Below are 25,563 nucleotides of genomic sequence, written 5' to 3'. Positions count from 1 at the left end.
GGGGGGCCGGCGGGGGCGCGGCGCGGGGCGGCCGCCGCGCGCCGCCCCCCGCGGGGGGGGGGGGGGGGGGGGGGGGGGGGGGGGGGGGCCCCCGCGGGGGCCCCCCCCCCCCCACCCCGGGGGGGGGGGGCCCCCCCGCCCCCCGCGCCTCCTGCGTTCTCGGGTCGCGTCGGACCCTCGGGTCAGACCAGCGGGTCGCTGTCGGTCGAGCGACGCTCGACGCGCTCGCCCGTGGCCGGGTCGACCGCGCTGCGGGTCGTGGAGACCGTCGAGCGGCGGCGCGACGCGAAGGCGATGCCGATGATGGTCACGACCACGCCGGCCGCGATGAGGATGTAGCCGATCAGTTTGATGTCGATGCCCGCGACCTGGAAGTCGAGAGCGAACGCGAGGACCGCGCCGATCACGATCAAGGCGATTCCGCCGCCGATGCTCATGGGGTCTCCTTCGTCTGGCGCCGCCCCGGATGGGCGACGGCGCCGACGCGAGGGTCGGCGGGCCCCACAGTACCGACGGGCCGCCCCGATCGGCCACGACGCGGCGGAGGCGCTGCGAGGATGGTCCTGCCCGTCACCCCACCGCAGGAGATCCCATGACCGGACCCGCAGGCCCCGTGCCGCTCGACCAGCCGTACCACCGCGCCTCGCCGAAGGTCGCGGTCGTCCGGTTCTGGCGCAAGTACGCCACGTTCCACGGGAGGGCGAGCCGCAGCGAGTACTGGTGGTGGTTCGTCATCGCGCTCGTGTTCCAGGGGGCGCTCCAGGCCTGGGCCACGGGCAGCGGCGGGACGTCGACCTGGGCCGGGGGCGACAACGGCGACTGGACCTACATCGACCCACAGGGCGTCGTCGTCGTGCTGTGGTCGGTGGTCAGCTTCCTGCCGACCCTGGCGCTGCAGTCGCGGCGCCTGCACGACGGGGGCTTCACCGCCTGGTACGTGCTCTTCTACCTGCTGCCGGTCCTCGGGTGGCTGACCCTGCTCGTCATGTCGCTGCTGCCCTCGCGCGCCTCGGGCGAGCGGTTCGACACGGGTGGCGAGCGGCAGTACCCGGGCCCGGCCTGACCCGGCCGGACGGCGCCGGAGTCCCGCCCGGACACGGCGGCGCCGGCGTCGTCGAGAGCCCCGGTCCATTGCCGGTCCTCGTCGTGGACCACGTGGCACTCGTGGGCGCAAGGGGGTTACGGGGTCGGACCACCGACCGCTAACCTGTTCGCACTCCGGTGGGCCCGACCGCCGTGGTGGTCCCGTTGAGCGACGTCCGTCGCTCGTTTCCCGGTGGTGGACTCTGCGTGCGTCGGGCCTCCGGAGCCCTGACGCCCGAGGCCCCGGACGAAGCCGGTCCGACGCCGAGGCGACGCCGTCAGCCCTGCTGCGCCTCGTGCACCAGCTCGAGCGCCGCCCGCAGCCCCGCCGCCGGGACCTGTCCGGGCGCGCTCGTCGCCCCCGCCGATCCGAACGTGACGCACGAGCCGAACGTCTCGCCCGAGAGCCGGGACACGACGCCGAGCGGCCCCATCGACATGGTGATCGCGGGAACGATGCCGGCACCCGCCCGGAACTCGGCCGTGGCCCGCATCAGGGTCAGCACGTCGTCCGTGTTCGACGGCATGGCGGCGAACTTCGCCACGTCGGCACCGTTCTCTTGTTGTTCGAGCAGGCGCGACACGATCTCGCCCTGCGTGGGGGTGCCGCTGAAGTCGTGCGACGACATCACCACGACGAGCCCGGCGTCGTGCGCCGCGTCGACGAGCCCGCCGAGCAGGTCGGGGTCGGTGTACATCTCGACGTCCACGGCGTCGAGCAGCCCGGTGGCCATCGCCGAGCGCAGCACGGCGTCGTAGGTCGCGGGGGCGACGTCGTGCTCGCCTCCCTCGGGCTCGGTCCGCAGGGTGAACAGCAGGGGCAGCTCGGCGTCGAGCGCGCCACGCACCCGACGGACGACGTCGGCCACGAGGTCGAGGTCGGCGGCTCCCGTCGCCTCGGTTCCCGTGCGCACGGGACCGTCGGGGTCCGGTGCCGCGGCGAACGCGGCGTCGACGAAGTCGATGCGCAGCTCGACCAGGTCGGCCGTGTCGGTGTCGAGCGCCGAGGCGGCGTCGACCAGCGCGTCGAGGGTCCGGGCCACGAGCGGGACGCAGACCGCGGGACGCCCGGTGCCGAGCGCGACCCGACCGATCGAGACCGGCAGAGGGGTCGCCATGGTCAGCGCGCCACGCTGTCGGTCGTCGACCGGTCGCGGATCGGCGAGCCCACGGAGGCGCGCATCGCGTCGCGCAGGACGCCTTCGTCGGGGACCGGCTCGTCCTGTGCCCGCCCGGAGAAGAGCCTCACCTGGCCGAGCGCCTGCTCGACGAGCATGTCGAGGCCGTTGAAGACGATGCCCCCGTCGGCCGACCAACGCGACGCGAGGCGCGTCGGCCAGGGCTCGTAGGCGACGTCGAAGAGGACGGACGAGCCACCGGCCGGACGCAGGTGGAGGTCGTCCGCCGCGCCTCCGGGCAAGGTGCTGATGACGAAGTCCAACGGGCCGAGCGAGGGCAGCTCGGTGAGCGGGGCGACCATCACGTCGGCGCCCAGCTCGGCGGCCAGGGACGTCAGCTCGCCGGCGCGCATGGGGTTGCGCAGGTGGATCGAGAACGACCGGGCGCCGAGATCCCACGCGGCGGCCATCGCGGACAGGGCGGTCGCGCCTCCGCCGAGGATGGTGGCCGCGGCGGGCCGGGCGTCGTGGAAGCCCTCGACGCTGCGGACGATGCCGTCGACGTCGGTGTTGTGCCCGTGGCGGCGACCGTCGTCGTCGATGACGACGGTGTTGGCGACCCCGAGACGTCGGGCGAGCGGAGAGACGGTGTCGAGCAGGGGCAGCACCTCGCGCTTGAGCGGCATCGTCAGGCTCAGGCCGCGCCAGCTCGCGTCGAGGCCCCCGACGAAGTCGGCGAGCCCGCCCGAGGCGACCTCGACGCGGTCGTAGTCGAAGGGCAGGCCGAGGTGCTCGTACGCCGTGCGGTGCAGCACCGGTGACAGCGAGTGCTCGATCGGCGACCCCAGGACGGCGAGACGTCGGCGAGCATCGGTCACGGGTGGGCCCCTCCCTGCGCCCGCGGCTCGGACGACGACCCACCCTAACGCGAGGGCCCTGAGGGGGTGCGGGGTGGTGGCGACCGGCACCGCGCCTCCTCGTCCCGTCGGGTCTGGCAGGGTCGGTGCATGCAGATCCGACCCTTCGACGAGGCCGACACCGAGACCGTCGTGGCGCTCTGGGAGCGCTGCGGGCTGACCCGCCCGTGGAACGACCCGCGACGCGACATCGAACGCAAGCTGACCGTGCAGCGCGAGCTGTTCCTGGTCGGCGTCGACGCCGAGGAGGCGCTGGTCGCGACCGCGATGGCCGGGTACGACGGCCATCGGGGCTGGGTGTACTACGTCGCGGTCGAGCCCGATCGCCAGGGGGAGGGGTTCGGCCGGCTGCTCATGGCCGAGGTCGAGCGGTCGCTCGAGGCGCTGGGATGCCCGAAGGCCAACTTCCAGGTGCGCACCGGCAACGAGCGGGTGCGGGCGTTCTACGAACACCTGGGGTACTCGGTCGACGACGCGTTCGGCATGGGCAAGCGGCTGATCGCCGACTGAGGCGCGGTGTCCGGAGGCTCCGGTGGCGCCCGTCGGCGAGCCCGTCGCTCGGCCTCGCGGCATCGGATGAACAACATGTGACGATCTTCGGCGGACTCTTGTCGGGCACCCAGCGAGAACTTAGGGTCGTGTGGTGTGCCCCCTGTCGGGGGGTGCCGTCCCGCCCGAACCGTCTTCTCCAGGAGCACCGACGCCCATGCGCATCAGCCCCCCGTCATCCGAGTCCGTCCCGACGGGAGGCCGGCGGCGAGTCCGCGGTGCGGCCCTCGCGTCCGTCGCCACCGGCACCCTGCTGCTCGGCCTGGTCGCCGCGGCACCGGCCCAGGCCGTCCCGGTCACGATCGACCTCGTCGGCATCAACGACTTCCACGGTCGACTCGAGGCCGACGCCCCCGGTGCTCGCGCCTCCATCGCCGGCGCGGCCGTCCTCGCCGGCGCCGTCAAGTCGGTGGAGGCGCAGAACCCCAACACGCTCTTCGTCTCGGCGGGCGACAACATCGGCGCCTCGACGTTCACCTCGTTCATCCAGGACGACGAGCCGACCCTCGACGCCCTGAACGCCATGGGCCTCGACGTCAGCACGCCGGGCAACCACGAGTTCGACAAGGGCCAGGACGACTTCAACGGCCGTGTCCGGGCGAACAGCGAGTTCCCCTACGTGAACGCGAACATCCTCCGGAGCGACGGGACGCCCGCCTACGACCCCTACGTCGTCGAGGAGATCGGCGGCGTCCGCGTCGCGTTCATCGGCGCGCTGACCGAGACCATGCCGACGCTCGTCAGCCCGGCCGGCATCGAGGGGCTCACCTTCGCCCCCGTCGTCGAGTCGGTCAACGCCGTCGCGGACGACATCGTCGCGGCCGACGCGGCCGACGCCATCGTCCTGCTGCTGCACGAGGGCGCCGAGACCGGCAGCCTCGACTCCGTCACCGGCGACAACGCGTTCGGCGAGATCGCCCGCGGCGTCTCGGGCGACGTGTCGGCCATCTTCTCGGGACACACCCACCAGGGCTACGACTACCTCGTCTCGCCGTCCGACGGCGGCCCGCAGCGTGCCGTCGTGCAGACGGGCAGCTACGGGACGAACCTCGCCCGGGTGACCATGACGGTCGACCCCGCCGCCACCGACTTCCGCGATCGCGTGACCATCGCCTCGCACCGACTGGTGCCGCTCTACGGTGCCTTCACGCCCGACCCCACCGTCCAGGCCATCGTCGCCTCGGCCGTCGACGTCGCCGCCGAGCGGGGGGCCGAGGTCATCGGTTCGATCAGCGACTCCTTCAACCGGGCCTACAACGCCAACCCGGACGCCAACGGACTCCCCGTCTCGAACCGGGCCGGTGAGTCGACGCTCGGCAACTTCGTCGCCGACATCCAGCTCTCGTCGACGACGGCGAGCGGTGCCCAGCTCGCCTTCATGAACCCGGGCGGCCTGCGGGACGACCTGCCCTTCGTGGCGCCGGACGGCGACGTGACGTACAAGGCCGCCGCGGCCGTGCAGCCCTTCGCCAACACGCTCGTCGTGGTCGACATGACCGGCGCCGAGATCCGCCAGGTGCTCGAGCAGCAGTGGCCGACCGCCGGCCGTACCAGCACCCTGAAGCTCGGCACGTCCGAGGGTCTGACCTACACGTACGACCCCACCGCGGCGGCGGGCTCGCGCATCGCGGCCGTCTCGCTCGACGGCGTGGCCGTCGACGACGCCACGATCTACAAGGTGACGGTCAACTCGTTCCTCGCCTCGGGTGGCGACGGGTTCACCGCCTTCGCCAACGGTCGCGCCCACGCCGACAGCGGCAAGGTCGACCTGCAGAGCCAGCTCGAGTACTTCGACGCCCAGGCCGGCGACCCGTCCGACCCCGACTTCGCCTCGCGTTCGGTCGGCGTCTCGGGGCTGACCGCTGCGCCCGTCGGCGGGTTCGCCGCCGGTGACACCGTGTCGATGACCCTGTCGTCGCTCGTCCTGCAGCAGGCCGCCGCGGACGCGTCGGGCACCGTGACCGCGACGCTCGACGGCGTCGAGCTCGCCTCGGCCCCGATCGACGAGACCATCCTCGACAACTCCGACGAACAGGGTCGTGCCACGGTGACCTTCGTCGTCCCCGAGGGCATCACCGCTCCCGCTGCCGGACCGGTCACGCGCCAGGTCGTGCTCTCGGTCGCCGGCACCGGCACGACGGCGTCCGTCCCGGTCGTCTTCGCCGCGGCGGCCGCTCCCGTGGTCGTCCCGCCGACCGACCCCGGCACCACGCCTCCGGTCACGACCCCCGGCGGCACCGTGCCCGGCACCACCCCCGGCTCGGGTCCGGGCACCACGCCCGCCGGCACGGTCCGCAACGCCGACGGCTCGCTGGCCTTCACCGGCCAGGACGGCCTGGGTCTCGCGGCCCTCGCCGGTCTCGTCCTGATGCTGGCCGGCGGCTCGGCGCTCGTCGTCGCCCGCCGCCGTCGCCTCCGCGCGACGGTGACGCCCACCGAGGGCTGACGCCCCCGGCACCGCACCACCGACCGGACGTCGCACCACGGAATTCCGTGGTGCGACGTTCCTTTCGTGGTGCGACCATCGCGCGGCGGTGCGAAGGCGACGGCGGCACGACCGACCGGCACCGCGCCTCCCGTACGCTCGTCGGGTGACGACGTTCGCGTACCACCGCCTTTTCCGTTCCCTGCCCTCGTACCGGTGGTGGAAACCGCTGCTGGCGGCCGTCGTGGCGGCCGTCACGTACCTGCTCGCGTCGGTCGTGGTCTACGTGGCAGTCCTCGGGGTGACCACGGCCGTGGGCGGCACCGCCGCCGCCGAACGCCTGCAGCGCGGCATCGAGGGCGACGCCCTGGCCGCCGCCGACCCGCTCGTGCTCTTCACGACGCTCGCCTCGATCGCGGTCATGCTGCCGGCCATCATGCTGGGCACGCTGATCGTCGGTCCCGGCGCGGTCGGCAGCCTCTCGAGCGTCGCCGGGCGGCTGCGCTGGCGGTGGCTCGTGCGATGCCTCGTGCCCGCCCTCGCGTTCATGGCCCTGACGGTGGGGCTCAGCTACGTCGTGGTGCCCCCGCTGTCGGGCGAGCCGATCGGCCCCGGCCCGGTCACCACGCCGGCCGACACCCTCGTCTGGGCGGTCGTCGTCATCCTCGTGGTCACGCCGCTCCAGGCGACGGCCGAAGAGTACGCGTTCCGCGGGCTCGCCCTGCAGACGATCGGCTCGTGGTTGAGGTACCCGATCGCAGCGATCGCCCTTCCCACGGTCGGGTTCGCGTTCGGCCACGACTACAACGCGTGGGGCATGCTCGACGTCGCCGTGTTCGGCGTGGCCGCGGCCTACCTGACCTGGCGCACCGGCGGGCTCGAGGCGGCGATCGTCGCGCACGTGCTCAACAACACCGTGCTCTTCCTGTTGTCGGCCCCCTTCGCGGGCGTCGAGTCGAGCGACGGCAGCCCCCTCGCCCTGGCGGTGACGCTGGTCTCGACGCCGCTCTACGTGTGGCTCGTGCTGCGGGCGGCCCGACGCACCGGGCTCGTGACGGTCCGCAGCGCTCCTCTCGTGCCCGGCGCTCCCGCGCCCGGCGAACCCCTCGTCCCCGGTGCCCGTCCGACCGACGACCGTCCCCAGGAGGCGCGGGTCGACTGACCGCGTCGGCGGCCGCTCGTAGACTCGACGCGTGACCACCACCGCCTCGCCCGCCCTGGCTCCCGACGCTCCCACCGCAGCCCTCGACGTGCTGCACCGGGTGTTCGGCTACGACGAGTTCCGTGGACAGCAGGCGCAGATCATCGACCAGGTGGTCCAGGGCGGCGACGCCCTCGTGCTCATGCCCACGGGTGGCGGCAAGTCGCTCTGCTACCAGGTGCCCGCCCTCGTCCGCGACGGCACGGGCATCGTCGTCTCGCCGCTCATCGCGCTGATGCAAGACCAGGTCGACGCCCTCGAGGCCGTCGGCGTCCGGGCGGCGTTCCTCAACTCGACGCAAGACCCCGACCGTCGTCGTGCGGTCGAGCAGGCGTTCGTCGCGGGCGAGCTCGACATGCTCTACCTCGCGCCCGAGCGGCTCAAGCTCGAGTCCACGAAGTCGCTGCTCGACCGGGGCCACGTCTCGCTCTTCGCCATCGACGAGGCCCACTGCGTGGCGCAGTGGGGGCACGACTTCCGTCCCGACTACCTCGAGCTGTCGGTGTTGCACGAGCGCTGGCCCGACGTCCCGCGCATCGCGCTGACGGCGACGGCCACCGAGACCACCCACCGCGAGATCTCACGCCGCCTCGAGCTCGACGACGCGAAGCACTTCGTCGCCGACTTCGACCGGCCCAACATCCAGTACCGCATCGAGGCGAAAGACGGCCCACAGCAGCAGCTGCTGCGGTTCATCCGCACCGAGCACGACGGCGACGCCGGCATCGTGTACTGCCTGTCCCGCAAGTCGGTCGAGAGCACGGCCGAGTTCCTGGTCAAGCAGGGCATCCCGGCGCTGCCGTACCACGCGGGCCTCGAGGCGCAGACCCGGGCGCGCAACCAGGCGCGGTTCCTGCGCGACGAGGGCATCGTCATGGTCGCCACCATCGCCTTCGGCATGGGCATCGACAAGCCCGACGTGCGCTTCGTCGCACACCTCGACCTGCCCAAGTCGGTCGAGGGCTACTACCAGGAGACCGGCCGTGCCGGCCGCGACGGCCTGCCCTCGACGGCGTGGCTGGCCTACGGCCTGCAAGACGTCGTGCAGCAGCGACGCATGATCGACCAGTCCGAGGGTGACGCCGAGCACCGCCGCAAGCTCGGCGCCCACCTCGACGCCATGCTCGCCCTGTGCGAGACGGTCGAGTGCCGACGGGTGCAGCTGCTCGGCTACTTCGGGCAGGCGAGCACCGCGTGCGGCAACTGCGACACCTGCCTCTCGCCGCCCGAGTCGCTCGACGGCACGGTGCCCGCCCAGAAGCTGCTCTCGACGGTCGTCCGGCTCAAGCGCGAGCGCAACCAGCAGTTCGGCGCAGGCCAGATCGTCGACATCCTCGTCGGCAAGTCGACCCCCAAGGTCCTCCAGAACCGCCACGAGCAGCTGTCCACCTTCGGCATCGGCACCGAGCTGAACGACGTCGAGTGGCGGGGCGTCGTCCGGCAGCTGCTGGCCCAAGGGGTGTTGGCGGTCTCGCCCGACGGCTACGGCACCCTACTGCTCACCGACACGGCGGGCGAGGTGCTCTCGGGCGGTCGCACCGTCCGGTTGCGGCGCGAGCCCGAACGTCCGGCGCGCTCGGCCCGAGCGCGGAGCGGGTCGGGTTCGTCGGGCCGCGGCTCCTCGCGGGGTGCCGCCGATCTGACGGGTGACGACGCCGCCCTGTTCGAGACGCTGCGCGAGTGGCGTGCCGGCGTGGCCCGGGCGCAGGGCGTCCCGGCCTACGTGGTGTTCGGCGACGTCACCCTGCGGGGCATCGCATCCGAACGGCCCACCTCGCTCGATCAGCTCGCGGGCATCAGCGGTGTGGGCCAGAAGAAACTCGACACCTACGGTCAGCAGGTGCTCGCCGTCGTGGGCGGCACCGCACCGGCCGAGGCGGCGGCCGTCGGGTCGTCCACGACGGCGTCGGCGTCGGCCGGCACGACGCCCCGCTCGTCCCGGGCGACCTCGACCGCCCCCGCTCGTGGTGCCCGCCGTGCCGCGCCGCCCGCCGTCGACGAGGTGCCCGAGGTGCCGGCCGACGATCTCTACGACGTGCCGGCCGACGCTCCCTACGACCCCTACGACGACGCCCCGCCGCCGCCCGACGAGTGGCGCTGACCCGGGGTCGACGGGCCGAAGCCGAGCAGCGGGAACGCCTGCGACAGGACGACCAGCGCGACCGTCGTGATCACCATGGCCGAGAACCCGCCCAAGAAGGGCTGTCCGTTCATGCGGGCGACGTAGGCCGCGGCGAGCAGCACGGCCCCGCCCGCCGGGGGTGCCAACCCGATGAAGCGCATGCTCGTCCGGTCGAGCGCAGCGCCTCGTCGCGTCCGGCGGACCGACGAGACCGCCACGACGACGAGCGCGAGCCAGACGACCGCCGACAGCACGTAGAGGCCGGTCGCCACGACCGTCGCGGTGAGTCCGACGCCGACCGAGGTGCCCGCGCCGACGATGCTGGCGACGGCGAAGTAGGTGGAGATCAGCGAGGTGGCGCCGAAGACGACCGGCAGGCGCGAAGGGCGGGTGGTCATGGTCTCGTCGTCCAAGGCGGTCCTCTCGGGTCGTCGGGGCTGTCGTCGGGGGATGCGGCGGGGCACTCGGGGGACTCGGGGCGCCTCGGGCCGTCCGGGGTCGTCCCCGGCTGTCGGAGCCGGAGCGCGGGGGGCCGTCCGCCCGGCCGGACCACCGCCCACGGGGACGGGCGGTGCGTCGCGGCGCTCGCCCCGGGTCTCGGGTCGATCCCCCGACGAGGACTCGTCGGAGGGTCGTGAACCGGACGAGCGTCCCGTTTCGGTCGGTCTCCGACGATAGGCCGCGGCTCCGGCGGCGGCAATCCTCCCTGAGGGGGACACCCGTTGTTCCCCGAATCGGGTGGTGCGGGTGGGTGCCGAGGGCCCCCGGGTGAGGCGCACAGGCGAGCCATGCGCCTCGGGGAATGTGGCGTCGGGCACAGTGGAGCGTGCTCACAACCCTCAGCCGTTCGGTCCTGTCACCCCTGGTGCGCGCGGTCTGGCGCCCCCGGGTGATCGGGCGCCGCAACGTCCCGCGGCGCGGCGCCGTCATCCTGGCCAGCAACCATCTCTCGTTCATGGACAGCGTCGTGATCACCCTCATGGCACCCCGTCAGGTCTCGTTCCTCGCGAAGAACGCCTACTTCACCGGCTCGGGCCTCAAGGGTCGGGCGTCGCGGGCCTTCTTCACCGGCATCGGTGCGATCGGCGTCGAGCGAGGGGCCGGGTCCGCCGCGCAGCACGCCCTCGACCTGGGCCTCGGCAAGCTGGCGGACGGTGACGCGTTCGCGATCTACCCCGAAGGGACGCGCTCCCTCGACGGGCGGCTCTACCGCGGCCGGACGGGCGTCGCCTGGCTCGCGCTCACGAGCGGGGCCCCGGTCGTGCCGGTCGCCCTCACGGGGACGCAGGAACTGCAGCCGGTGGGCACGCGCTTCCCGCGCCTCCGGAAGGTCACCGTCGAGTTCGGCGAGCCCCTCGACCTCTCGCACCACGGGGAGGCGAAGTCGGGTCGGGCTCGTCGGCACGCCACCGACGAGGTGATGGCGGCCGTCCAGCGTCTCAGTGGCCAGGTCGAGGCGGGCGTCTACAACGATCCGCCCGCTCCCTCGGTCGTCGCCCGGGTGCGTCGCGCGATGCGGCCCGACCCCGTCGGGCCCGATCCGCTCGACTGAGCCGCGCTGCTCGCGCGTCCCGGGCGTAGCGTCGGGGCCATGAAGGTCGCAGTGCTCGGGACGGGCATCATGGGTCAGGGCGTGGCGGGGACACTGCTGCGCGAGGGGTTCGACGTCACGGTCTGGAACCGCACGAGGTCGAAGGCCGAGCCGCTCGCCGCCGACGGTGCCGCGGTCGCCGACACGGCGCGGCAGGCGGTCGAGGGCGCCGACGTGGTCGTCACCGTGCTGTTCGACGGCGACGCCGTGCTCGAGGTCCTCGACGAGGCCGCCGACGCGAGCGGTGCCGACACCGTGTGGGTGCAGGCCAGCACCATCGGCGAGGCCGACACTGCCCGCGTCGTCCGGACGGCCGACGGGCACGGACTCCGGCTCGTCGAGGCGATGATGCTCGGCACGAAGAAGCCGGCCGCGACGGGGAAGCTCGTCATGCTGGCCGCCGGCGGCGACGCCCTGCTCGACGCCGTGCGTCCGGTCCTCGACGCCATGGGCTCCAAGACGATCGTCGCGGGCGACACGGTCGGGCAGGGCACGGCGCTGAAGCTCGCCGCCAACGCGTGGATCGCCACGATCACCGCCGCCACGGCCCAGTCGCTCGCGCTGACGGAGGCCCTGGGCCTCGACCCGCAGCTCTTCCTCGACGCCATCGACGGGGGCCAGTCGGACACCCCGTACGCGCACCTCAAGGGCGCGACGATGATCGCCGGCGACTACCCGGCCCAGTTCGCGCTCGACGGCATCCGCAAGGACCTCGACCTCATGCAGGAGGCCGCCCAGGGCACGGGCTTCGACACCGGTCTGCTCGAGGCGCTGTCCGGCGTCTACGCGACGGCGGCCGACCGGGGGCACGGCGGCGACGACATCGCCGCGGTCCGCTCCGGCTTCGACCGGGACGGTTCCGCCGAGACCCGCTAGGACCGCCGAGACCCTCGTGCGCGCAGGAGGGTCTCAGCGGCCGGGGCTCGTGGGGCCGGTGGCGCCGGCGGCGGCGATGAGCGACGCCGCGACGGCCCGGCCCGTCGTCGTGTCGCGGTCGGGCTCGCGGAGTCGCATGGCGAGGTCGCCGGTGACCACCAGCAGCAGGCGTTCGGCGAGGCCCTCGGCCTCGGGGCCGACGAGCGGGCGTGCCAGGTCGGTGAGTCGCGTGCGCAGCGTCTCGGTGTCGAGCCGCACGGCCTCGGCGACGTCGGCGGGAGGATCGACGTACTCGGCCGCCGAGGCCAGGAACGCACACCAGCGCGCCCCCGTCGGGCGGGACCGGAAGTCGTCCAACGCGTCGAAGACCGCGAGGAGGCGCGGGCCGGCCTCGTCGCACCGGGCGACGGCGGCGTCCCAGGTGGCGAGCCAGTCGTGGTGGCGACGGGTCAGCGCTGCGGCGACCAGCGCCTCCTTGCTGCGGTAGCCGCGGTACATCGTCGCGGCCGACACGCCGGCGCGGGCGAGGACGGCGTCGACGGGCGTCGCGGCGATGCCGTTCGTGAAGAACAGGTCGTCGGCGGCGTCGAGGATCTTCTTCTCGCTGGCCGGGCGCAGGGGCATGCGGACAGCTTAGGCTGTGAAAATGAAACGTACGTTTTCGATTGGCTCCGGGCTCGTCGCGGCCGGCACGGCCCTGATCGCCGTGACCTACGGCCTGGTCCGCCTCGCCTACGGGCTGTACCTGCCCGAGACGCAGGCCGACCTCGGGTTCGACGCCGGCATCGCCGGGCTGATCTCGTCGGGCGGATCGCTCGCCTACGTCGCCGGCGCGGTGGCGGGGTTCGCGGCGTCCGCCCGGCACCCACGAGGCCTCGTCGTCACGGCGGGTGCGGCGGCCTCGATCGGTGCCGCGGGCATGGCCCTCGCGCCCGACGTGGTGCCGTTCGCGCTCGCGGCCGTGCTCAGCTCGGCCGGGGCCGGCCTCGCGTCGCCGGCCCTGGTGCGCCTCCTGCAGCGCGGTCTCGAGCGCGGACGGCAGGCGCGCGGCCAGACGGTCGTCAACGCCGGGACGGGCCCGGGCCTCGTGGCGGCGGGACTCCTGGCGTCCGCCGTGCTGCCCGACTGGCGACTCGCGTGGTGGGCGGCCGTCGGGGGAGCGATCGTCGCGGCCGGGGCCGTCCTCGTGCTCGACCACCGCGGCTCCGTGGCTCGACCGAGCGACGCGACGGGTGCCACGACCTCGGTCGGGCGCGACCTCCTGCCCCCGCGGTCGTGGTTCGTCGACCACCGGTGGGTGCTGGTCGCGGCGCTGCTCGCCGGTGCCGCCTCGGCCGGGGTCTGGAACTTCGGGCGCACGTTGCTGGTCGACGCCGGGGTGGCGGCCGAGCTGTCGGTCGGGGCCTGGGTCTGCCTCGGCGCGGGCGGCACCGCCGTCATCGCCACCGCCCGACCGCTGGCGCGCCTGGCCCCCGGGGCGGTCTGGGCGCTCACGCTGGTCGCGATGGCGGCGGGCACGGCCGGGCTGGCGACCCTGCCGGGCGTCGTGCCGGTGGCGTTCGTGGCCTGCGCGGCCTTCGGCTGGGCCTACACGGCGGCGACGGGTGCGCTGATCGCCTGGACGGCCGAGATCGACGCCGAGCGGGCCGCGAGCGGGACGGCCCTGCTCTTCGTGCTGTTGGTGCTGGGCCAGGCCGTGGGGGCCGTCGTCCTGGGCGCGCTCGTCGGGACCGGCGGCTACGGCGTGGCCCTCGCCGTGGCAGCCCTCGGCGCCCTCCTCGCGGCGCTCCCGGGCCTCGTGAGCCGGGGAATGCATCGTGCAACGGGGGCGTTGCCTCACGAGCGCCCCCGCCCGAGGGCGCGTCACCGTTCGGAAGGACCACCCTTGGACCTCTTCTCTCCCGCCACCTTCGGCCAGCTCGAGCTGCGCAACCGCGTCGTCATGGCGCCCCTCACCCGTCTCCGCTCCGGCGACGACGGCGTTCCGGGCGACGTCGTGGTGGAGCACTACCGTCAGCGCGCCTCCTTCGGTCTGATCACGACCGAGGGCACCTGGCCCTCGCAGGAGTCCAAGGCCTACGACGGTCAGCCCGGCATCGTCACCGACGAGCAGGTCGCCGGCTGGAAGCGCGTCGCCGACGCCGTCCACGCCGAGGGCGGCCAGATCGTCATGCAGGTCATGCACGGTGGTCGCGTCTCGCACACCGACATCACGCGCACCGACCGCATCGTCGCCCCCAGCGCGATCGCCATCGACGGCCAGGTGCACACCGCCACCGGCAAGGTCGACTTCCCCGTGCCGCACGCCCTCACGACCGACGAGGTCCACAAGGTCACGGCCGACATCGTCGCCGCGTCGAAGCGCGCCGTGCTCGAGGCCGGGCTCGACGGCGTCGAGATCCACAGCGCCAACGGCTACCTGCTGCACGAGTTCCTCTCGCCCGTCTCGAACGTCCGCACCGACGAGTACGGCGGAACCCCCGAGAACCGCGCCCGCCTCGCGATCGAGACCGCGACCGCCGTGGCCGAGGCGATCGGTGCCGGCCGCGTCGGCATCCGCCTGTCGCCCATGCACAACATCCAGGACGTCGTCGAGACGGACGTCGCCGACGTGACGGCCGTCTACCGTGCGCTCGTCGAGGGCCTCGCGCCGCTCGGCCTCGCCTACCTCAGCGTGCTGCAGGCCGACCTGCGCGGCGAGCTCGTCCAGGACCTCCGCACGCGCTTCGGTGGTGCCTTCATCGCCAACAGCGGCTTCGGTCAGATCACCACGCGCGACGAGGCCATCGCCGAGGTCGCCGACGGCCAGGCCGACGCCGTCGCCGTGGGCCGCTTCGCCATCGCCAACCCCGACCTGGTCGAGCGGTGGCAGGGTGACCACGAGGTCAACGAGCCGAACCCCGCCACGTTCTACGCCGAGGGTGCCGAGGGCTACACGGACTACCCGACGCTGGAGCACGCCGCGCGCTAGTCCGGCGCCGGCACCGCGGACCCCGTCCCGGGCGACCCACCACGTCCTGCCGTGGTCGGTCGCCCGGGGCGGGGTCCGTCGTCGTGCGGCCGGTCCGCGCGACCGGTCCGCGCGGCCGACCCGTCCGGCCGACCCGCGCGGCCGCCGGCGCACGGCGAGCCGAGGAGGCGCGGGTCGCGTCACCCGCGCCGCGCACCCGGCGTAGACAGGACGGCATGACCGACGTGAAGCACCCGTCCGACCTCGGGATCGACGTGAGCGAGGGCTCGCCGCAGCAGCTGTACCGCTGGCTGCTCGCGAGCGTGTTGTTCGGTCGGCCCGTGCAGCAGAGCGTGGCCGCCGAGACCTACCAGGTGCTCGTCGACCACGGGCTGACGAGCCCCGCACGCTTCGCCGAGCACGACCACGAGGGGCTGCGCCGGCTGCTCGACGAGGCCGGCTACGCCCGCATCGACCACGTGATGAGCGACGAGCTGCACGAGGTCATGGGGCGCATCGACTCCGACTGGGGGTCGGTGAACCACCTCGTGCGGTCGTCGGCCGACCGTGCCGAGCTGACCCGCCGCCTCACCGACCTCAAGGGCGTCGGCCCGAAGACGGCCGAGATCTTCACGCGGGAGCTGCCCGACGCCCTCTACGGCACCGCCTGACGGCACCGGATGACAGCACCGCCTGACGGCACCGCCTGACGGCACCGCCTGACGGCACCGCCGGACGGCGGAGGCGTCCCCGGGTCGGGAGCGGGGCACCCGTAGACTCGAGGCGATCTCGGGGGCGCGCCCGCGCCTCCTCGGGTGTGATCGGTGCGACCGGCACCGACGGTCCGCGCGATCGTGCAGAGGGGGCCCCGTGACGCTCGTCGACAAGCTGTTCCGACAGGACGAATGGCGCACCGTGCCCAACGCCATCTCGGCGGCCCGGCTGCTGCTGCTGCCGGTGTTCCTCGTGTTGATCGTGGGGCAGCACTACTGGTCGGCGATGGTCGTCATCGCGGTCGTCTTCGTGACCGACTTCCTCGACGGGTTCATCGCCCGCCGGACGAACACCACCTCCGAGCTCGGCCGGTGGCTCGACCCGGTGGCGGACCGCATCACCGTGATCGTCGTCGTCATCGCGTTCGTCGCGGGCGGTCTCGTGCCGTGGCCGGTGTTGCCGCTGCTGCTCGTGCCCGACCTGCTGCTGAGCGCCTACGCCCTGTTCGTGCTGGCCGGGGCCTCGTTCCCGGTGACGTGGGTCGGCAAGATCCGCACCGCTCTCATCTTCGTCGGGCTGCTGCTCGTGCTGGTCGCGGCCGCGGTCGTGGACCAGTTCGGCGGATCGGGAGGCGCGGCGTCGGCCCCGCTCGCCGACGCCGGTGCCGTCGCCCGCACGATCGGCCTCGTGGTGCTCTGGGCCGGACTCGTCGGCCACTGGGTCGCCGCCGTCCTCTACGCGGCGGCACTCGTCCGCACCCGTCGCGCCCGCCGTACCGCCTGACGGTCCGGGGCCCGACCGCCCGTCCAGGGACTGACCGCCCGCCCGGGGCCCGGGCGTAGCGTCGACCCCATGACTCGCATCACCACCCCCTTCAGCGCCGCCACCACCGCGGACGAGGTCGTCGACGGCCTCGACCTGACCGGCAGGCGCATCGTCGTGACCGGCGCCGCGTCCGGCATCGGCATCGAGACCGCCCGCTCCCTCGTCGCCGCCGGCGCCGACGTGACCCTCGCCGTGCGCCGCCCCGAACAGGGAGAGCAGGCCGTCGCCGACATCCGCGAGAGCACCGGCGACGGCGGCGGCACCGTGCGTGCCGCGATCCTCGACCTCGAGAAGCGCGACACCCTGCAGGCCTTCGCCGACGCGTGGCAGGGCCCGCTCGACGTGCTGATCGACAACGCCGGCATCATGGCCACGCCCGAGACCCGCACCCCCGAGGGGTGGGAACTCCAGTTCAGCAACAACCACCTCGGTCACTTCGCCCTCGCGAACGCGCTCCGAGGAGCCCTGGTCGAGGGCGCCCAGGCCTCGGGCACCCCGTCGCGACTCGTGTCGCTCAGCTCGACCGGCCACCACTTCTCGCCCGTCGTGTTCGACGACGTGATGTTCGAGCGTCGCGAGTACGACCCGTGGTCGGCCTACGGCCAGTCGAAGACCGCGAACTCGCTCTTCGCCGTCGGCGTCACGCAGCGCTGGGCCGACGACGGCGTGCTGGCCAACGCCGTGCACCCGGGCGGCATCATGACGCCGCTGCAGCGCCACCTGCCCAAGCAGGAGATGCTCGACCGCGGCTGGATCGACGAGGACGGCACCCCCAACCCCGCGTTCAAGTCGACGCAGCAGGGGGCCGCGACGTCGGTCTTCGTGGCCGTCCACCCCCTCGCCGAGGGCGTCGGGGCCCGCTACTTCGAGGACGTCGCCGAGGCCGAGCCGTTCCGCGAGGACGCCCGCGGTCGCGGCGTCAAGGACTACGCCCTCGACCCGGAGCAGTCCGACCGCCTCTGGGCGCTCAGCGAGCAGCTGCTCGCCTGACCGACGCAGGCGCAGGACGCAGGAGGCGCGGGCCGGGTCGACGACCCCGCCCGCGCCTCCTGCGTCCTGCCTCCGGGCGTCAGCCCGTGTTCTGCAGCCCGGCGGCGATCCCGTTGACGCTCAGCAGCAGCAGGCGGTGGTCGGCGTCCGCCGGGTCGCCTCCGCCCGCGACGCGGATCGCCCGCAGGGCGCGCAGCTGCAGCAGGGAGAGCGCGTCGACGTAGGGCGACCGCAGCCGCACCGCGCGGCTGAGCACCGGGCGGCCGTCGAGCACCTCGCCGTGGCCGCTGACCGCGAGCACCCACTTGCGCGTGCGGGCCATCTCGTCGAGGACGCGTCCGGCGAGGTCGTCGCGGTCGGCCAGCGCCAGGTACTCGCGGGCGATGTGCTCGTCGGTCTTGGCGAGCGACATCTCGACGTTCTTGATCATCGCCGAGAAGAGCGGCCAGGTCGCGTAGGCCTCACGGAGCAGGTCGAGGTCGCCCACGGCCTCGAGGGCCGACCCCAGGCCGTACCAGCCGGCGAGGTTGATGCGGGCCTGCGTCCAGGCGAAGACCCAGGGGATCGCCCGGAGGTCTTCGAGGGACTCGACCGAGAGGCCTCGACGGGCGGGACGGGAACCCAGCGCGAGCAGTCCGACCTCCTCCATCGGCGTGACGGCCGCGAACCACGAGGCGAAGCCGTCCGCCTTGACGAGGCCGAAGAACGCCTCGCGTGAGGCGACGTCCATCGTCGAGGCGACCTCGGCGAACCGGGTGGCGGCCGTCGCGTTGGCCTGTTCGTTCGACGGGCTCGAGGCCAGCAACGTGGCCGCGGCCATCTGCTCGACGTGCCGGGCGGCGATGGTCTTGTTGCCGTACTGGGCGAAGATGACCTCGCCCTGCTCGGTGATCTTGAAGCGACCGTCGACCGATGCCGGCGGCTGAGCCAGCACGGCCTCGTTCGCCGGTCCGCCGCCGCGGCCGAGGGCACCGCCGCGACCGTGGAACAGCGTCAGCTCGATGTCGTTCTCGGCGGCCCAGTCGGCGATGCGGGCCTGGGCGGAGTAGAGCGCGAAGGTCGCCGAGACGGGCCCGACGTCCTTCGACGAGTCCGAGTAGCCCAGCATGACCTCGAGGCGGCGACCGGTCGCCGCGAGGCGCTTCTGCACCGCCTCGGTCTGCAGGGCCTCGTCGAGGATGCGCGTGCTGGCCTCGAGGTCGGCGAACGTCTCGAACAGCGGGATCACGTCGAGCACGGGCGCGGGCTCGTCGCCCATCGCGCGCTCGGCGAGCTCGTAGACGGTGGCCAGGTCGGCCGACGACTGCGTGAACGACACGATGTAGCGCGACGCGGCGCGCACGCCGTAGCGCTTCTGCAGGTCGGCGATCGTGCGGAACACCGCGAGCACCTCGTCGGTCGTCTCGCTGCGGGCAGGAGGCGCGGTGTCGGACCCGGCGTCGCCGCCGGCCGCCTGCGCCCCGCCGGCCACGGGATCGGCCGCCCGCAGCTCGGCGAGGGCCGTCCGGTGCACCTGCGAGTGCTGGCGCACCTCGAGCTCGGCGAGGTGGAACCCGAAGGTCTCGACCTGCCAGACGAGGCCCTGTAGGTCGCCGTTGGCGCTGCGGTGGGCGCCGGCCGCGCGCAGCGACTGCTGCACGACCCGCAGATCGGCGAGCAACTCGTCGGGGTGGCCGTAGGCGAGCGGGGCCCCTTCGCGACGGGTGGCGTCGATGCGGGCCGCGACGAACATGAGCACCCGGCGGTGCAGCTCGTGGGGCGAGCGCACGCCGATGCGGGACGCGACGTCCGCGTCCATCCGGCGCTGCGCCTCCGCGAGGGACACCAGCTCGGCGGAGGCCGGGGTCTCGGCCTCGTCGAGGGTCAGGGTGCCGCCGATGCGGCTGGTCGCGCGGTGCAGCCCCAGCAGCACGTGCTCGGCGGCGATGTCGGCGGCGGCCCGGGTGACCTCGGCGGTCACGTGCGGGTTGCCGTCGCGGTCTCCGCCGATCCAGGTGCCGAGGCGCATGAAGGCGGGGGCGACGGCGGGTTCGCGGCCGGCGGCGTCACCGAGCAGGCGGTCGTCGAGCAGGCGGTAGACCTGCGGAACGATCTCGAAGAGCGTCTGGTCGAAGATGCTCATGGCCGTGCGGACCTCGTCGAGCGGGGTCGGCCGCGTGGTGCGGATCGGCGAGGTGCGCCAGAGCGTGTCGACCTCCTCGAGGAGGCGGCGCTCGGCCTCGGCCACGGCCACGTCGTTCTCGAGCCGGTCGCGGTCGGTCATCAGGTCGCTGATCCGACGGATGCTCGACGCGACCGCCCGTCGGCGGGCCTCGGTCGGGTGCGCGGTGAGCACGGGGTGGAAGCGCAGCGCGTCGAGTCTCTTGGAGGCCTCCTCGGCGCCGACCTCCTCGGTGAGCTGGCGCAGCGTGGCCGAGACCGAGTCGCCCGCGGCGCTCGCCTCGCTGCCGCGGCGGCGCAGCACGCGGACGCGGTGGTGTTCTTCCGCGAGGTTGCTGAGGTGGAAGTAGCAGGTGAAGGCGCGGGCGACCTGCTCGGCCAGCCCCTGGTCGAGGGCGTCGACCAGGCGCTGGGCGTCGTCGAGGCTCGCGCCGTCGGCTCCCTCGTAGGCGGCGATGACGGCGGCCCGGACGTCCTCGACGGCCTGGAAGAGTTCGTCGCCGCCGGATTCGCGCAGCACCCGGCCGAGCAGGCTGCCGAGGTAGCTGACGTCCTGACGGAGGCTGCCGTCGACGGCGCCGCTGATGTCGTCACGGCTGCCGTCGTGTCGTCGTGTGGTCTCGATGTCGGTCACCGCACCATCTTGGACGACCCGGGCGCTCCATGACGCCACGATGTGGTCACGCCGCCATGTTTAATCGTGGCGCGGTGCCCACATCGTGGCGTCGTGACCCGCGACACGGCGCGATCCGGCTCACGTCGCGGCCCAGAGCGCCCGGTAGTACGCCGTGCGGACGGGGTCGTCGGCGACGCCGTACGCGTCGAGGAAGGTCTGCTCGAAGCCGGGGCCGTGGTTCCAGCCGAGGCTCATCGTCGCGACGGCGAGGTCGGCCCAGCGGTCGGCGACGCCGAGGGCGTCGAAGTCGACGTGCCCCGACCAGAGGCCGTCGTCGCCGATCAGCGTGTTGGGCACGCACGGGTCGCCGTGGCAGACGACGAGGAGGTCGACGGGCGGCGGGTCGCCGAGGTCAGGAGGCACGGCGCGCGCCTTCTCGCTGGTCGCGATCCGGTCGTCCACCGACCAGCTGAACGGGCACTCGTCGACCGGCAACGCGTCGTGCAGTCGCCTCAGCCCCCGTCCCGCCTCGCGCACGGCGGTCGCCGGGTCCGCGGCCCGGAGCAGGTCGACGGCACTGCGCCCGGGCACGCCCGCCGTGACGAGGTACTCGCCCTCGTCGTCACCGCCGATCTCGAGCACGCGGGGGGCGGGGGTGAAGTCGACGACCCAGCGCAGCCGCATCTCCTCGGCGTGCAGGTCGAGCCCGCTGCCGTGCGGGGCCCACTTCGCGAAGCGCCGGGTCGGGCCCTCGCCCAGGCGGTAGGTGGTGCCGCCGGCCTCGTTGCGCCACACCGCGGTGATGGCGTCGCCGCGCGCGGCCGTGACCACCGCCTCCGGCACCTCGGCGTCGGGGTCGGGGTCGGGCCGGTTCTGCGTCCACATGCCCCGAGTCTCGCACCCGCCACGGCACCCGCACCCGCCCCGGGCACGACGGAGCGGGCCGCCCCCGGAGGGACGGCCCGCTCTGTCGTGGTGCGGGGGAGCTGCTTACGCGCGGCTGCCCTTGCGGCCGGTGATGAAGCCCCAGATGACGAGGACGACGAGCGCACCGAGGATAGCGATGATCCAGCTCTGGATGCTGAAGAAGCCGTCGTAGCCGACGTTGAAGACGGCTCCGCCGATCCAGCCACCGATGAGGGCGCCGATGACACCGAGGATCAGGGTGGCGATCCAGCCGCCGCCCTGACGGCCGGGGAGGATGAGCTTGGCGATGGCGCCGGCGATGAGGCCGAGGAGGATGAAGGCGAGGAAGCCCATGATGTGGTCCTTTTCGTTGGTGCGCGGAGTGCGCGGGTGCTGCTGAGACGGTCGGGGTCGGGTGCGTGTCAGCGGGGTCTGGGTGACGACCGCATGCGAAGAGGCCCGTGAGAAGGTCGTCCTCTCGGGCCCCAGCGGTCGAGAGGACTAGTGCGCGGCCTTGCGGGCCTTCTTCACCGCGGCCTTGCGGGCCTTGGTGACGTCCTTCTTGGCCTGGGCACGCGCCTTCTTCACCTTGGGGTCGTTCCAGAACGAGCCGAAGAAGTTGCTGATCTCCTTGTAGCGGCCCTTCCCGGCCTTGGCGCCGTAGGTGTACGCGAGGAACGCGATGAGGGCGATGACGAGGTACTTGAAGCGCATGTGGTGGTCCTCCCGGTGGGACGTTCTTGTCGTTCGGGGGTGACGCTATTCCTCCTGGGAGTTCTCTGTTACAAATCGGATTGGTGGGGAGTTCCCGGTGTTCGCTTTTGTCCCCTCCCTCGCCGGGCTCCACCCCGACACACCCCCGCCGCACGACCGAAACACCCCGGCAACACCCCCTGGCTAGCGTCGAGCCATGGGTGAGCTCTTCGAGGGATACGCGACCACCACGGGTGCCGCGGCCCGGGCGACCGGCGCCCGCCCGCCGGCCGCCGCGTGGGACGAGATGTTCGAGCTCGACGGCACGCCCCGTCGGGCGTACCACGAGATCCACGCGACCCTCGAGGGCATGACGCAGGACGACCTGCGCGGCCGCACCGCGGCGCTGGCCGACTCGTACCTGGCGCAGGGGGTCACCTTCGACTTCGCCGGCGAGGAGCGGCCGTTCCCGCTCGACGCCGTGCCCCGGGTCGTCGAGCACGCCGAGTGGACCACCGTCGAGCACGGCATCAAGCAGCGGGTCAAGGCCCTCGAGGCGTTCCTCGCCGACGTCTACGGCCCGCAGACCGCCATCGCCGACGGGGTCATCCCCGCGAGCCTCATCACGAGCTCGAGCCACTTCCACCGGCAGGCGAGCGGCATCGACCCGGCCAACGGCGTGCGCATCCAGGTCAGCGGAATCGACCTGGTCCGGGACGAGGCCGGAGCCTGGCGCGTGCTCGAGGACAACGTGCGCGTGCCGAGCGGCGTCAGCTACGTCATCTCGAACCGTCGCGTCATGGCGCAGACGCTGCCCGAGCTGTTCGTCTCGATGCGCGTGCGACCGGTGGGCGACTATCCCAACCGGCTGCTCGCGGCCCTCAAGAAGAGCGCCCCGTCGGGAGTCGACGAGCCGACCGTCGTCGTGCTGACCCCCGGGGTCTTCAACTCGGCCTACTACGAGCACACGCTGCTGGCCCGCCTCATGGGCGTCGAGCTGGTCGAGGGCCGCGACCTCTACTGCTCCGGTGGCCGGGTCTTCATGCGGACCACCGGCGGGCCCGAACGCGTCGACGTGATCTACCGCCGCGTCGACGACGAGTTCCTCGACCCGCTGCAGTTCCGGGCCGACTCCGTGCTCGGCTCGCCGGGCCTCCTGATGGCCGCCCGTCTCGGCACGGTGACGATCGCGAACGCGGTGGGCAACGGCGTCGCCGACGACAAGCTCGTCTACACCTACCTGCCCGAGCTGATCCGCTACTACCTCGGCGAGGACGCCCTGCTGCCGAACGTGCACACCTGGCGGCTCGAGGACCCCGGAGCCCTCGACGAGGTGCTCGACCGGCTCGACGAGCTCGTCGTCAAGCCCGTGGACGGCTCGGGCGGCAAGGGCCTCGTCGTCGGCCCGGCGGCCAGCCGCCGCGAGCTCGACGACCTGCGCACCCAGCTGCGACGCGACCCCCGCGGCTGGATCGCGCAACCCGTGGTGCAGCTCAGCACGATCCCGACCCTGGTCGACGACGGACTCCGACCCCGGCACGCCGACCTGCGGCCCTTCGCCGTGCACGACGGCGACGACGTCTGGGTGCTGCCCGGCGGCCTGACCCGGGTCGCGCTGCCCGAGGGCCAGCTCGTCGTCAACAGCAGCCAGGGCGGCGGCTCGAAGGACACCTGGATCGTCGGCGGCGACGTCAACGCCTGGGCCGGCCACGACGTCAGCGCCCTGATCGCCGAGCAGACGACCCCGACGCAGTCGCTCCCGATCATCACCCCCGAGCAGGTCGCCGCGGCCGCGGCCTCGGCGGCCGACCACAGTCCCGACCACGCGCCCCAGGACGACCCCCGCAACGACCAGCAGGCGCAACAGCAACAGACGAAGGAGGGGCGGGCCGGGTCACGAAGCCGACCCATGCCTCCTGCGTCCCGCGTTCCCGACCACGGAACGACCCCGACCGAAGGGCCATCATGCTGAGCCGCATCGCCGAGAGCCTGTTCTGGATCGGCCGCTACATCGAGCGGTCGGACGGCACGGCCCGCATCCTCGACGTGCACCTGCAGCTGCTGCTCGAGGACCCCTGGATCGAGGAGGACGTCGCCTGTCGCAGCCTGCTCGCCGTGATGGGCAGCGACGCCCCCGAGGGCGATCTCGCCCGCAGCGACGTCCTGTCGATGCTGGCGGTCGACCGGCACAACCCGGCGTCGATCGCCTACTCGCTCGGCGCCGCCCGCGAGAACGCCCGCCGGGCCCGCGAGATCGTGTCGACCGAGCTGTGGGAGTGCCTCAACACGACGCGCGCCCGCATGCCGCGCAAGGTCGCCGACGACAAGGTGCACGAGTTCTTCGCCTGGGTGCGCGAACGGAGCGCGCTCGCCGTCGGGATCATCGAGAGCGCGACGAGCCGCGACGAGGTGTGGCAGTTCTTCACCCTCGGCCGGTCGATCGAGCGGGCCGACATGACCGCGCGCCTGCTCGCGACCCGCACGCTCACCGAGGCGTCGGGCCCGTCGTGGACGACGATCCTGCGGTCGTGCGGCGCGTACGAGGCCTACCTGCGCACCTACCGGGGCGTGCCGAGCGCCCGCAACGCGGCCGAGTTCCTCCTGCTCGACCGGCTGTTCCCGCGCAGCGTGCTCTTCGCGATCAGCCGGGCCGAGGCCTGTCTGCGCGAGGTCGAGCCGACGACCCACCGGGTCGCGGCCTCCGACAGCGGGGTGCGCATCCTCGGGCAGATGCGCAGCGAGCTCGAGTTCCGGCCGATCGGCGACATCCTCGACGACCTGCCCGGGCAGATGGACACCGTGCAGGCCGCGACGAGCGCCGCCTCCGAGGCGATCAGGCAGCGGTACTTCCCGACGAGCGCCGCGCCCACCTGGGTGGGGGAGCGCTCGTGAGCCGCCTGCGCATCCGGCACGTCACGGGCTTCTCGTACCAGGGCGAGGCCGTCGCGAGCTACAACGAGGCACGCATGCTTCCGGCGCACACCGAGGGCCAGTTCGTGCTCTCGTCGCACCTGCGCATCGAGCCGGTCGCCGCCTCGCACGAGTACGTCGACTACTGGGGCACGCGGGTGTCGTCGTTCGAGGTGCTGCTGCCGCACCGGCAGCTCTCCCTGACCGCGACCTCGCTCGTCGAGGTGCGGCCGCAGGCGCATCCCTCCGAGACGATCTCGTGGGACGACCTGGCGGCGGTCGCGGGGGCCAGCACGTCGTTCGTCGAACACCTCGAGCAGACGCCCCTCACCGCGCCTCCGGCCGACCTGGCCGCGGTCGGAACCGAGGCTCGGGCGACCCACGCCGATCCGTGCGCCGCCGCGATGGCGATCTGCGAGACGGTCGGAGGCGCGGTCCGGTACCTGCCCGGCGTCACGAACGTGAAGACCACGGCCGCCGAGTCGTGGGCCGCCCGGGCCGGCGTCTGCCAGGACATCGCCCACGTCACGGTCGGTGCGCTGCGGGCGGCGGGCATCCCGGCGCGCTACGTCAGCGGCTACCTGCACCCGAAGCCCTCGGCCGAGCTGCGCGAGACCGTCACGGGGGAGTCGCACGCCTGGGTGGAGTTCTTCTGCGGCACCTGGCACGGCTACGACCCCACCAACCTGATCGACATCGGCGAACGGCACGTGGTCGTCGGGCAGGGTCGCGACTACCGCGACGTGCCGCCGCTGCGCGGGGTCTACGCGGGGTCGTCGAACAGCGAGCTCTTCGTCACGGTCGAGATCACCCGCGAGGCCTAGGCCCGCCCGCGCGGGTCAGCAGGCCGTGTAGGCGTGGGCCGGGTCGGTGGCCGGCATTCGGGCATGGGCCACCAATGCGTGTCATGACAAGCA

23 protein-coding genes and 1 pseudogene are annotated in these 25,563 nt (G+C 73.2%); 15 read left to right on the top strand and 9 right to left on the bottom strand.

Annotated features, from left to right (window positions below):
- Window positions 1-182: 182 nt before the first annotated feature.
- A complete protein-coding gene (locus ACIOSR_RS06980; RefSeq protein ID WP_043593189.1) occupies window positions 183-437 on the bottom strand; it encodes a DUF6458 family protein in 255 nt (84 codons plus the stop codon).
- Window positions 438-592: 155 nt separating this feature from the next.
- Between ACIOSR_RS06980 and ACIOSR_RS06975 the strand changes: the two genes are divergently transcribed.
- A complete protein-coding gene (locus tag ACIOSR_RS06975; protein ID WP_056049404.1) occupies window positions 593-1,063 on the top strand; it encodes a DUF805 domain-containing protein in 471 nt (156 codons plus the stop codon).
- A 298-nt stretch (window positions 1,064-1,361) separates the two neighbouring features.
- Here ACIOSR_RS06975 and aroD read toward each other — a convergent pair whose 3' ends face one another.
- Window positions 1,362-2,201: a type I 3-dehydroquinate dehydratase gene (gene aroD, locus ACIOSR_RS06970; RefSeq protein ID WP_402752186.1), complete on the bottom strand. Its 840-nt coding sequence runs from the start codon at window positions 2,199-2,201 to the stop codon at window positions 1,362-1,364.
- Window positions 2,202-2,203: 2 nt separating this feature from the next.
- Window positions 2,204-3,079, bottom strand: coding sequence for a shikimate dehydrogenase (locus tag ACIOSR_RS06965; RefSeq protein WP_159826768.1), 876 nt, complete (start codon window positions 3,077-3,079; stop codon window positions 2,204-2,206).
- Window positions 3,080-3,208: 129 nt separating this feature from the next.
- Here ACIOSR_RS06965 and ACIOSR_RS06960 point away from each other — a divergent pair, with 129 nt between their 5' ends.
- From ACIOSR_RS06960 to recQ, 4 genes are all read left to right on the top strand, one after another.
- The gene (locus ACIOSR_RS06960; protein ID WP_402752185.1) at window positions 3,209-3,628 is read left to right on the top strand and encodes a GNAT family acetyltransferase; all 420 of its coding nucleotides are present in this window, start codon (window positions 3,209-3,211) and stop codon (window positions 3,626-3,628) included.
- Window positions 3,629-3,824: 196 nt separating this feature from the next.
- Complete coding sequence (locus ACIOSR_RS06955; protein WP_402752184.1) at window positions 3,825-6,113, top strand: bifunctional metallophosphatase/5'-nucleotidase; 2,289 nt, start codon at window positions 3,825-3,827, stop codon at window positions 6,111-6,113.
- Between the two features lie 145 nt (window positions 6,114-6,258).
- Window positions 6,259-7,254, top strand: coding sequence for a lysostaphin resistance A-like protein (locus tag ACIOSR_RS06950; RefSeq protein ID WP_402752183.1), 996 nt, complete (start codon window positions 6,259-6,261; stop codon window positions 7,252-7,254).
- Window positions 7,255-7,285: 31 nt separating this feature from the next.
- Window positions 7,286-9,394 carry a DNA helicase RecQ gene (gene recQ, locus ACIOSR_RS06945; protein WP_402752182.1) on the top strand — a complete coding sequence of 703 codons (2,109 nt, stop codon included), beginning with the start codon at window positions 7,286-7,288 and terminating at the stop codon, window positions 9,392-9,394.
- Here the strand turns inward: recQ and ACIOSR_RS06940 are convergent.
- The gene (locus ACIOSR_RS06940) at window positions 9,355-9,813 is read right to left on the bottom strand and encodes a hypothetical protein (protein WP_402752181.1); all 459 of its coding nucleotides are present in this window, start codon (window positions 9,811-9,813) and stop codon (window positions 9,355-9,357) included. The genes recQ and ACIOSR_RS06940 overlap by 40 nt on opposite strands.
- 404 nt (window positions 9,814-10,217) lie before the next feature.
- On the opposite strand from ACIOSR_RS06940, the gene ACIOSR_RS06935 reads away from it, so the two are divergent.
- Together ACIOSR_RS06935 and ACIOSR_RS06930 are read left to right on the top strand one after the other, a co-directional pair.
- The gene (locus tag ACIOSR_RS06935) at window positions 10,218-10,967 is read left to right on the top strand and encodes a lysophospholipid acyltransferase family protein (protein WP_402752180.1); all 750 of its coding nucleotides are present in this window, start codon (window positions 10,218-10,220) and stop codon (window positions 10,965-10,967) included.
- Window positions 10,968-10,973: 6 nt separating this feature from the next.
- On the top strand, window positions 10,974-11,882 hold the full coding sequence (locus tag ACIOSR_RS06930; RefSeq protein WP_402752212.1) for an NAD(P)-dependent oxidoreductase: 909 nt from the start codon (window positions 10,974-10,976) through the stop codon (window positions 11,880-11,882).
- A gap of 33 nt (window positions 11,883-11,915) precedes the next feature.
- Here the strand turns inward: ACIOSR_RS06930 and ACIOSR_RS06925 are convergent, their stop codons facing one another.
- Entirely contained in the window at window positions 11,916-12,506 is a 591-nt protein-coding gene (locus tag ACIOSR_RS06925) for a TetR/AcrR family transcriptional regulator (RefSeq protein ID WP_402752179.1), read from the bottom strand.
- Window positions 12,507-12,528: 22 nt separating this feature from the next.
- Between ACIOSR_RS06925 and ACIOSR_RS06920 the strand changes: the two are divergent.
- From ACIOSR_RS06920 to ACIOSR_RS06900, 5 genes and pseudogenes are all read left to right on the top strand, one after another.
- Window positions 12,529-13,542 (top strand): annotated as a pseudogene (locus ACIOSR_RS06920) (MFS transporter); the annotation flags it as partial.
- A gap of 225 nt (window positions 13,543-13,767) precedes the next feature.
- Entirely contained in the window at window positions 13,768-14,853 is a 1,086-nt protein-coding gene (locus ACIOSR_RS06915; RefSeq protein WP_402752211.1) for an alkene reductase, read from the top strand.
- Window positions 14,854-15,068: 215 nt separating this feature from the next.
- Entirely contained in the window at window positions 15,069-15,503 is a 435-nt protein-coding gene (locus ACIOSR_RS06910) for a hypothetical protein (RefSeq protein WP_402752178.1), read from the top strand.
- A gap of 199 nt (window positions 15,504-15,702) precedes the next feature.
- A complete protein-coding gene (locus ACIOSR_RS06905) occupies window positions 15,703-16,329 on the top strand; it encodes a CDP-alcohol phosphatidyltransferase family protein (protein WP_192124097.1) in 627 nt (208 codons plus the stop codon).
- Between the two features lie 69 nt (window positions 16,330-16,398).
- Entirely contained in the window at window positions 16,399-17,361 is a 963-nt protein-coding gene (locus ACIOSR_RS06900; RefSeq protein WP_123572107.1) for an SDR family NAD(P)-dependent oxidoreductase, read from the top strand.
- Window positions 17,362-17,440: 79 nt separating this feature from the next.
- On the opposite strand, the gene ACIOSR_RS06895 is transcribed toward ACIOSR_RS06900, so the two are convergent.
- The 4 genes from ACIOSR_RS06895 to ACIOSR_RS06880 form a co-directional block, all read right to left on the bottom strand.
- Window positions 17,441-20,155 (bottom strand): phosphoenolpyruvate carboxylase, encoded by a 2,715-nt coding sequence (locus ACIOSR_RS06895; protein ID WP_402752177.1) that lies wholly within the window; start codon window positions 20,153-20,155, stop codon window positions 17,441-17,443.
- A 120-nt stretch (window positions 20,156-20,275) separates the two neighbouring features.
- Window positions 20,276-21,022: a phosphotransferase gene (locus tag ACIOSR_RS06890; protein ID WP_402752176.1), complete on the bottom strand. Its 747-nt coding sequence runs from the start codon at window positions 21,020-21,022 to the stop codon at window positions 20,276-20,278.
- Window positions 21,023-21,127: 105 nt separating this feature from the next.
- Window positions 21,128-21,397, bottom strand: coding sequence for a GlsB/YeaQ/YmgE family stress response membrane protein (locus ACIOSR_RS06885; protein ID WP_043595797.1), 270 nt, complete (start codon window positions 21,395-21,397; stop codon window positions 21,128-21,130).
- A gap of 147 nt (window positions 21,398-21,544) precedes the next feature.
- Window positions 21,545-21,757, bottom strand: coding sequence for a hypothetical protein (locus tag ACIOSR_RS06880; RefSeq protein WP_056049364.1), 213 nt, complete (start codon window positions 21,755-21,757; stop codon window positions 21,545-21,547).
- A 196-nt stretch (window positions 21,758-21,953) separates the two neighbouring features.
- Here ACIOSR_RS06880 and ACIOSR_RS06875 point away from each other — a divergent pair, with 196 nt between their 5' ends.
- Genes ACIOSR_RS06875 through ACIOSR_RS06865 form a run of 3 tightly spaced genes read left to right on the top strand, consistent with a single transcriptional unit; the run spans window position 21,954 to window position 25,470 of the window.
- Window positions 21,954-23,708 carry a circularly permuted type 2 ATP-grasp protein gene (locus ACIOSR_RS06875; RefSeq protein ID WP_402752175.1) on the top strand — a complete coding sequence of 585 codons (1,755 nt, stop codon included), beginning with the start codon at window positions 21,954-21,956 and terminating at the stop codon, window positions 23,706-23,708.
- Complete coding sequence (locus tag ACIOSR_RS06870; RefSeq protein ID WP_056049358.1) at window positions 23,702-24,628, top strand: alpha-E domain-containing protein; 927 nt, start codon at window positions 23,702-23,704, stop codon at window positions 24,626-24,628. Before ACIOSR_RS06875 ends, ACIOSR_RS06870 begins: the two co-directional genes overlap by 7 nt.
- Window positions 24,625-25,470 carry a transglutaminase family protein gene (locus tag ACIOSR_RS06865; protein WP_056049355.1) on the top strand — a complete coding sequence of 282 codons (846 nt, stop codon included), beginning with the start codon at window positions 24,625-24,627 and terminating at the stop codon, window positions 25,468-25,470. Before ACIOSR_RS06870 ends, ACIOSR_RS06865 begins: the two co-directional genes overlap by 4 nt.
- Window positions 25,471-25,563 lie beyond the last annotated feature (93 nt).

The sequence above is a fragment of the Frigoribacterium sp. NPDC087798 genome (assembly GCF_044742985.1).
Lineage (GTDB): Bacteria > Actinomycetota > Actinomycetes > Actinomycetales > Microbacteriaceae > Frigoribacterium.
The sequence above is the reverse complement of the archived record's forward strand: the minus strand, read 5'-3'. Positions and strand labels throughout refer to the sequence as shown.

What these genes read in the sequence shown, in the direction of transcription:
- ACIOSR_RS06975 (WP_056049404.1), top strand. Translation starts at nt 593, where the DNA reads ATGACCGGACCCGCAGGCCCCGTGCCGCTCGACCAGCCGTACCACCGC.
- ACIOSR_RS06880 (WP_056049364.1), bottom strand. Translation starts at nt 21,757, where the DNA reads ATGCGCTTCAAGTACCTCGTCATCGCCCTCATCGCGTTCCTCGCGTAC.
- ACIOSR_RS06955 (WP_402752184.1), top strand. Translation starts at nt 3,825, where the DNA reads ATGCGCATCAGCCCCCCGTCATCCGAGTCCGTCCCGACGGGAGGCCGG.
- ACIOSR_RS06885 (WP_043595797.1), bottom strand. Translation starts at nt 21,397, where the DNA reads ATGGGCTTCCTCGCCTTCATCCTCCTCGGCCTCATCGCCGGCGCCATC.
- ACIOSR_RS06910 (WP_402752178.1), top strand. Translation starts at nt 15,069, where the DNA reads ATGACCGACGTGAAGCACCCGTCCGACCTCGGGATCGACGTGAGCGAG.
- ACIOSR_RS06875 (WP_402752175.1), top strand. Translation starts at nt 21,954, where the DNA reads ATGGGTGAGCTCTTCGAGGGATACGCGACCACCACGGGTGCCGCGGCC.
- ACIOSR_RS06960 (WP_402752185.1), top strand. Translation starts at nt 3,209, where the DNA reads ATGCAGATCCGACCCTTCGACGAGGCCGACACCGAGACCGTCGTGGCG.
- ACIOSR_RS06925 (WP_402752179.1), bottom strand. Translation starts at nt 12,506, where the DNA reads ATGCCCCTGCGCCCGGCCAGCGAGAAGAAGATCCTCGACGCCGCCGAC.
- ACIOSR_RS06980 (WP_043593189.1), bottom strand. Translation starts at nt 437, where the DNA reads ATGAGCATCGGCGGCGGAATCGCCTTGATCGTGATCGGCGCGGTCCTC.
- ACIOSR_RS06870 (WP_056049358.1), top strand. Translation starts at nt 23,702, where the DNA reads ATGCTGAGCCGCATCGCCGAGAGCCTGTTCTGGATCGGCCGCTACATC.
- ACIOSR_RS06940 (WP_402752181.1), bottom strand. Translation starts at nt 9,813, where the DNA reads ATGACCACCCGCCCTTCGCGCCTGCCGGTCGTCTTCGGCGCCACCTCG.
- ACIOSR_RS06935 (WP_402752180.1), top strand. Translation starts at nt 10,218, where the DNA reads ATGTGGCGTCGGGCACAGTGGAGCGTGCTCACAACCCTCAGCCGTTCG.
- aroD (WP_402752186.1), bottom strand. Translation starts at nt 2,201, where the DNA reads ATGGCGACCCCTCTGCCGGTCTCGATCGGTCGGGTCGCGCTCGGCACC.
- ACIOSR_RS06900 (WP_123572107.1), top strand. Translation starts at nt 16,399, where the DNA reads ATGACTCGCATCACCACCCCCTTCAGCGCCGCCACCACCGCGGACGAG.
- ACIOSR_RS06890 (WP_402752176.1), bottom strand. Translation starts at nt 21,022, where the DNA reads ATGTGGACGCAGAACCGGCCCGACCCCGACCCCGACGCCGAGGTGCCG.